Origin of the sequence: Deinococcus rhizophilus (assembly GCF_030271215.1) — a bacterium.
In the GTDB taxonomy this organism is placed as follows: domain Bacteria; phylum Deinococcota; class Deinococci; order Deinococcales; family Deinococcaceae; genus Deinococcus; species Deinococcus rhizophilus.
In genome coordinates this window covers 1-5,000 of the sequence record NZ_JASNGB010000003.1, presented here as the reverse complement: position 1 = coordinate 5,000, position 5,000 = coordinate 1, and the positions used below count along the sequence as shown (strand labels likewise).

At 71.0% G+C, this 5,000-nt stretch carries 6 protein-coding genes (1 of these 6 running past the window's edge); 4 read left to right on the top strand and 2 right to left on the bottom strand.

What is annotated here, in order from left to right; translation table 11 throughout:
* The 4 genes from QOL99_RS00810 to QOL99_RS00795 form a co-directional block, all read left to right on the top strand.
* Window positions 1–370, top strand: partial view of a hypothetical protein gene (locus tag QOL99_RS00810; protein WP_285520715.1) — the 3' portion only. It extends 80 nt beyond the left edge of the window; 370 of the gene's 450 nt are visible here — the last part of the coding sequence; its start codon lies beyond the left edge, outside the window; its stop codon occupies window positions 368–370.
* 87 nt (window positions 371–457) lie between these two features.
* Window positions 458–1,054: an adenylate/guanylate cyclase domain-containing protein gene (locus QOL99_RS00805; protein ID WP_285520714.1), complete on the top strand. Its 597-nt coding sequence runs from the start codon at window positions 458–460 to the stop codon at window positions 1,052–1,054.
* A gap of 45 nt (window positions 1,055–1,099) precedes the next feature.
* A complete protein-coding gene (locus QOL99_RS00800; RefSeq protein ID WP_010887388.1) occupies window positions 1,100–1,777 on the top strand; it encodes a response regulator transcription factor in 678 nt (225 codons plus the stop codon).
* A gap of 112 nt (window positions 1,778–1,889) precedes the next feature.
* Complete coding sequence (locus tag QOL99_RS00795; RefSeq protein ID WP_285520713.1) at window positions 1,890–3,452, top strand: sensor histidine kinase; 1,563 nt, start codon at window positions 1,890–1,892, stop codon at window positions 3,450–3,452.
* Window positions 3,453–3,525: 73 nt separating this feature from the next.
* On the opposite strand, the gene argR is transcribed toward QOL99_RS00795, so the two are convergent.
* Window positions 3,526–3,987, bottom strand: a complete 462-nt coding sequence (gene argR, locus QOL99_RS00790) for an arginine repressor (protein ID WP_285520712.1) — start codon at window positions 3,985–3,987, stop codon at window positions 3,526–3,528.
* A gap of 58 nt (window positions 3,988–4,045) precedes the next feature.
* The coding region (gene coaBC, locus QOL99_RS00785; protein WP_285520711.1) for a bifunctional phosphopantothenoylcysteine decarboxylase/phosphopantothenate--cysteine ligase CoaBC at window positions 4,046–5,000 on the bottom strand (955 nt) is incomplete at its 5' end.

Sequence of the window (5,000 nt, the reverse complement as noted above, 5' to 3'; positions counted from 1 at the left end):
CGAGGGCAGCCCGCTGCTGGAGTTCGCGGCGGGAGGGCGGGTGCTGTACCTCTTCGACCGCAGCGGCCCCTACGCGGCGCGGCCCGGCCCGGCCCGGTTCGTGATTCACGGCCTGCTGGACCCGGCAGGCACGCGCCTCCTGGATCTGGATGCCGGGGAAGCGGCGGAAGAACACCTCGAGGTCGTGGGCGTCTCGGCGGTGACCGGACGGGGACCCATCCTGAGCGTGGGCCGCCGCGTCTGGGTGGTGCAGGCGCGGGTGCTGCTGGTGCTGGGAGGCTTCGGCACCCTCCCCCCCGCACAGCCGGGCGACTGGGCCACCTTCCGGACCCTGCCTCCCCTTCACGGCTTCCTCCCCCCCAGCTCCTGACCCCGACTCATGAAGAGGTGAGCGCCAGGTGTGGGGCAGATGGGACTTTACGCAAGGGCAGGTGCTCCGCCATAGTGTGATGGACCCATGTCCCACCTGCTCCTGCCGCTTCCCGCCGAGCCTCCCCTGCCCGAGGCCGCGTGCCTGGTGATGGCCGATCTGGTGGGCAGCACCCGCATCGCGCACGCGCTGCCGCTGGGCAGTTACGCCGCGCTGATGGCCGAATTCGTGCAGGTGCTGATCCTGAGCTTCGAGGTTCACGGCGGGCAGGTGCTTCAGCACCAGGGCGACGCCGTACTGGCCCTCTGGCCTGCCGGGGCGGCCGGGCAGGCCCTGCGCTCGGCGGTGGAAACGCACGACCGCGCCGCCGGACTGGGACTGGCCCAGTCCCTGGGTCTGACCTTGCAGGTGCGGGCGGGGCTGGCGTCGGGCGAGGTGATCACCGGCATGGTGGGCGGCCAGCCGAGCGCCTACGGGCTGCCCGTCAACTATGCCCGGCGCCTGTGCGACGCCGCCGACCCCGGCGAGACGCTCCTGTGCGGGGCGGCGGCGCAGGGAGTAGGGTCGGCCGTGGCCCTGGCCCCGCGCGTGCTGCCGCCGCTGCAGGGCTTCGGACCAGAGAGCCGGGCGTACCGGGTCATCGCCCCGGCCGCGCCCGGCGTTTCCCCCATGAAAGCCGGTTAAGCGGCCGGGACGCCTTCTCATGAGAACGGTTCTTAGACTGGCCGCATGGAACGCAAGCCCCTGGTCCTCGTCATCGAGGACGAAAAAGACATCGCCCGCTTCATCGAACTGGAGCTGGCCGCCGAGGGGTACGCCACCGAGGTGGCCTTTGACGGCGTGACCGGCCTGAGCAAATTTCGTGAGGTCAACCCCGACCTCGTGATCCTGGACCTGATGCTGCCCGTGCTGGACGGCCTGGAAGTGGCCCGGCGCATCCGCAAGACCAGCAACACCCCGATCATCATCCTGACGGCCAAGGACGGCATTCAGGACAAGGTCGAGGGCCTCGACTCGGGCGCCGACGACTACCTGATCAAGCCCTTTTCCATCGAGGAATTGCTCGCCCGCGTCCGCGCCCACCTGCGCCGGGTCAATCCCGCCGTCACGGGCGAGGTGCGGGTCGCGGACCTGGTGATGAACCTCGATGGGCGCGAGATCTTCCGGGGCGGGCGGCGGGTGGAACTCTCGGCCAAGGAGTTCGAGCTCCTGGAGCTGCTGGCCCGCAATCCCGGCAAGGTCTTCTCGCGTTTCGAGATCGAGGAGAAGGTCTGGCCCGAGTACACCGGGGGCAGCAACGTGGTCGACGTGTATATCGGGTACCTGCGCCGCAAGCTCGAGGAGGGCGGCGAGCGGCGGCTGATCCACACCGTGCGCGGGGTGGGGTACGTGCTGCGCGAGGAGTAGGCGACCCGGAGCGGGAGGGTACACTGCCGGGCGTGACAGGCTTTCCTGACGCGCCCGGCCTTCCTGTGCCTCCGTCCCTGGGCCGCTGCGACCGTCCAGACGGGGGCTGCCCATGAGCCTGCGCTGGCGGCTGACGCTGTTCTACAGCGGGCTGGTCGCGCTGGTGCTGGTGTCGGTGTCGGCGGCGGTCTTTTTCACCATCCGGGGCAGCCTGCTGGGCAACCTGGAACGCGAACTGGGCAACTCCTACCTGCTGCTGCAGGACGTGGTGCCGGGCCTCAACCTCAAAGACCCCCTCAACTCGCAGGAGCGGGACGCGGCCGGGATCCTGCCACGGGCGGTCTACCTCTTTCCCGACGACGCCATTCAGGTCGAGGAACTGCCGTTTTATGACCTGACCTCGCTGATGCAGGATTTTCAGGAAGCGCGGGACCCGCAGGCGCGGCGGCAGGTGCTGGAGTTCGTGCGGCGTCAGGCGAACAGTCGGCGGCAGACCATCCGCATGAGCCGGGAGCGCCCGGTGCAGCTTTCCGACGAGGAACTCACCCGCCTGATCGGGTCGCCGGACGGGCGCGTTCTGGTGGAGCGGGAGGTGCGCGATCCCTACACCGACATCAGCCGCCTGCACCGCTTTCTGGTGGTGCTGGGGCCGCTGCAACTCGACCCCGGAGCGCCGCCCAACCTCGCCATCGCCTACGTCGGGCAGCCGCTGGACCCGGCGCTGCGGACCCTCGCGCAGCTGCAGCGGGGGGTGCTCGCGCTGAGCCTGCTGGGGCTGCTCGCAGCGGCGGCAGGGGCCTACGTGCTGGCGGGCCGGGCGCTGCGGCCCCTGCGGCAGGTGCGGCAGGCGGCCGAGGGGATCGGCGGGCAGACCCTGGACGAGCGGGTGCCGGTGCCCGCGACCGGGGACGAGGTGCAGGCGCTGGCCCAGGCGCTCAACGCCATGCTGGGCCGCCTGCAGGCCAGTTTCGAGGCGCAGCGCCGCTTTACCTCGGATGCCAGCCACGAACTGCGCACCCCCGTCACCGCGATCAGCGGGCACGCGGGCTACCTGCTGCGGCGCACCAATCCGACCGGGCAGCAGCGCGAGAGCCTCAACATCATCCGGTCGGAGTCCGAGCGCCTGACCGCGCTGATCGCCAGCCTGCTGGAACTTGCCCGCTCGGACAGCGGGGCACTGACCCTGACCCGCCAGCCGATCCTCTCGACCCTCTTTCTGGGCGAGGTGGCCCGCGAACTCGCTCCCCTCGGGCAGGCGCAGGGCACCGAGCTGCGCGTCGCGGGCGAGGAAGTGCCCTTCGAGGGCGACCCCGACCGCCTCAAGCAGGTGCTGATCAACCTCGTGGGCAACGCGCTCAAGGCGGGAGCGACCACCGTCACCCTGACCAGCACCCCGCAGGAGGAGGGCCGAGAGGTGCGCCTGAGCGTGGGCGACGACGGCCCCGGCATCCCGCCCGAGCATCTGGAGCGCCTGTTCGACCGTTTCTACCGGGTCGAGGACAGCCGCAGCCGCGATCAGGGCGGCGCCGGGCTGGGCCTCAGCATCGCCAGGGGCATCGTGGACGCCCACAGCGGGCGCATCTGGCTGGAAAGCGAGGTCGGGCGGGGGACGGTCGCCCACGTGCAACTGCCGGTGGGGGACGTGCCCACGCTGGAGGACGGAGACGTGCCGTAGAAACGGAATGGGGAGCGTGGAGCGTGGGAGGCAAGCCCTGTCCGCACTCCACCTTTTCCCCCCTACCCTCCCCTCACCCCAGCATCAGCGAGTGCAGTTCCTCCATCAACTCCTCGCCCTCGGCGGTGGTGCGGGCGACGAGGAAGATGGTGTCCTCGCCCGCGATGGTGCCCACGATGTCGTCGCGGCGCAGGCGGTCGAGCAGCAGGGCCACCCCGGTCGCGTGGCCGTCGGCGGTGCGAATCACCAGGATGTTCTCGCCCCGGTCCACGTCCTTGACGAAATTCTGAAAGAGGCGCCCGAGTTCCTCTTCCACCCCCTGATGCCCCGCCATCTGCGCGAGGGCGTAGCGGTGGCGGCCCTTGCCGACGGGCACACGCACCAGCCGCAGCTCGTTGATGTCGCGGCTGACGGTCGCCTGGGTCACCGCGATGCCCTCCGAGCGCAGACGCTCAACAAGTTCGGCCTGGGTGGAGACACTCTCGCGGGCGACGATGTCCTGAATGCGCTTCTGGCGCTGATCCTTGCTGAGCACAAGCCATGCTATGCAGCCGGGGTGAATAAGGCAAACGGGAGCCGTCAGCGGTCAGCCTTCAGCCCTGTTCTCCCAGGACCCGCCGCGCCTCGTCCAGCAACCGGCGGGCCACCTCGCGCTTGCTCAGGCGCGGCCACGCCTCGTGCGAGCCGTCCGGGCGCACCAGCGTGACCTCGTTGTCGTCGCCGCCAAAGGCCGTGCCCTCCCGCGTGGGGTAGTTCAGCAGGATGAAGTCGGCGTTCTTGCGCCCTGCCTTGGCCGCCGCCCGCTCCACCCCCGCGTGCGTCTCCATCGCGAAGCCCACCAGCACCCGCTCGCCTTTCTCGCGCCCGAGTTCGGCCAGGATGTCGGGATTGGGCGTGAGGCTGACCGTGACGTCGCCCGCCACCTTCGCCTGCTTCTCGCCCGCACGCTCGGCGGCGCGGTAGTCGGCCACCGCCGCCGTCATCACAACGATGTGGGCATCCTGCGCGGCGTCCAGCACGGCGTCCCGCAGTTCCAGCGCCGTCTCGATGCGGCGCACGGTCACGCCGGGGGGGTCGGGAAGGGTCACCGGGCCGGTCATCAGGGTCACCCTCGCCCCCCGGTCCCGCGCTTCCTGGGCCACTGCAAAGCCCATCTTGCCGCTGCTGGGGTTGCTGATGAAGCGCACCGGGTCGAGGTATTCGCGGGTCGGCCCGGCAGAGACGACGACGTGGAGGCCCGCGAGGTCCTGCGCGACGGGCGGCGCGAGCAGGGCGAGGGTGGCCGCCGCGATCTCCTCCGGCTCGGCCATCCGCCCCAGGCCCGACCCCTCCCCCGCTGTCCCGAAGGCGCCGACCTCCGGCCCCAGGAAGCGGTGGCCCCAGCCGCGCAGGGTCTCCGCATTGGCCTGCACCGCCGGGTGGGTCCACATCTTCTCGTTCATGGCCGGGACCCACAGGACCGGGGCGCGGACGCTCAGCAGCGTGGCCGAGGCGAGGTCGGAGGCATGCCCGCCCGCCGCCCGCGCGAGCAGGTCGGCGGAGGCGCCC